Source organism: Cobetia sp. (genome assembly GCF_983723665.1).
The window spans coordinates 1,265-2,594 of the sequence record NZ_CFDJES010000249.1; the positions used below are offsets into that span (position 1 = coordinate 1,265).

Annotated in this window: 1 protein-coding gene; it reads left to right on the plus strand. The window is 66.5% G+C overall.

What is annotated here, in order from left to right; all coding sequences use genetic code 11:
• Positions 1-1,323, plus strand: a 1,323-nt coding sequence (locus tag AC4FAH_RS14470) for an extracellular solute-binding protein (RefSeq protein WP_490246305.1), incomplete at its 5' end; no start/stop codon positions are given.
• Positions 1,324-1,330 lie beyond the last annotated feature (7 nt).

The following is a 1,330-nucleotide window of genomic DNA, read 5'->3' on the forward strand; positions in this document are numbered from 1 at the left end:
CAGAACGTGGTCAGCGTGACGCCAGAAAAACAACACCCGACCGGGGAGACCTCCATGCGCAAGATGCCAACCGCCCTCGCTTTGCTGGCGCTGCTGGGCAGTACGTCCGCCCTCGCTGACATCACCTTCTTCAGCACCCAGGCCAGACCGCTGGAAGAGGCCCAGCAGATGCGCGAGATCGCGCTGGCACCCTACGCCGAGGCCATCAATTACATGCCGCAGGAGACGGGCACCTTCCTGTCGCGTCTCGAGGCGGAGAAGACCAGCCCCGATGGCGCGCTGGATCTGCTCGGCGGGCTGCACGGCGAACTGGGGTCGCTGACGCCCAGCATTCTGGCGCCGCTGGATGACCTGCAAGGCTCGCTTGCGGACGCGGGCATCAGCCAGCAGTACATGACGCTGGGCAAGCTGGGCGGCGACCAGCAGCGCTACATTCCGTGGATGCAGGCGACCTACATCATGGCCGCCAACCGCAAGGCGCTGCCCTACCTGCCCGAAGGCGCTGACCTGAACGCGCTGAGCTATGACGAGCTGCTGGCCTGGGGCCGCAACATGCAGGAGGCCACCGGCAGCCCCAAGCTGGGCTTCCCGGCCGGTCGCAAGGGGCTGATCCACCGCTTCCTGGAAGGCTATCTCTACCCGTCCTTCACCCACTCGGTGGTGCGTGAGTTCCGCAGCGATGACGCCGTGGCCATGTGGCAGAAGTTCCGCGAGATCTGGGCGGTGACCAATCCGCGCTCCACCGCCTACGGCTTCATGCAGGAACCGCTGCTCAATGGCGAGGTGTGGGTCGCCTTCGATCACACCGCGCGCTTGAAGGATGCCTTCAACAAGCAGCCGGATCAGTACGTGGCCTTCCCGGCCCCTGCCGGCCCCAGCGGACGCGGCTACATGCCGGTGGTCGCTGGCCTGGCGGTGCCCGCCAATGCCACGAATCCCGATGCCTCGCGCAAGCTGATCCGCTACCTGATGACGCCGGAAGCCCAGATTCGCACCCTGCGGGCCACCAACTTCTTCCCGGTGGTGGAGGCTGAACTGCCCGATGACCTGCCCGCCAGCATTCGCATGTCCGGCAAGGCGGTCGCGGCCCAGTCCTCCGCCGATGACGCCGTGCTCTCGCTGCTGCCCAGCGGCCTGGGCCAGCAGTCGGGCCTGTTCAACAAGATCTACCGCGATGCCTTCGTGCAGATCGTACTGCGCGACGCCGACATCGAGGAGACGCTGGATATCCTCGCCCCGCGCCTGCAGACGCTGATCAACACATCAGGCGCAGGCTGCTGGCTCCCGGATACGCCCAGCGACGGCCCCTGCCCGGTCAAGTAAGCCGCTG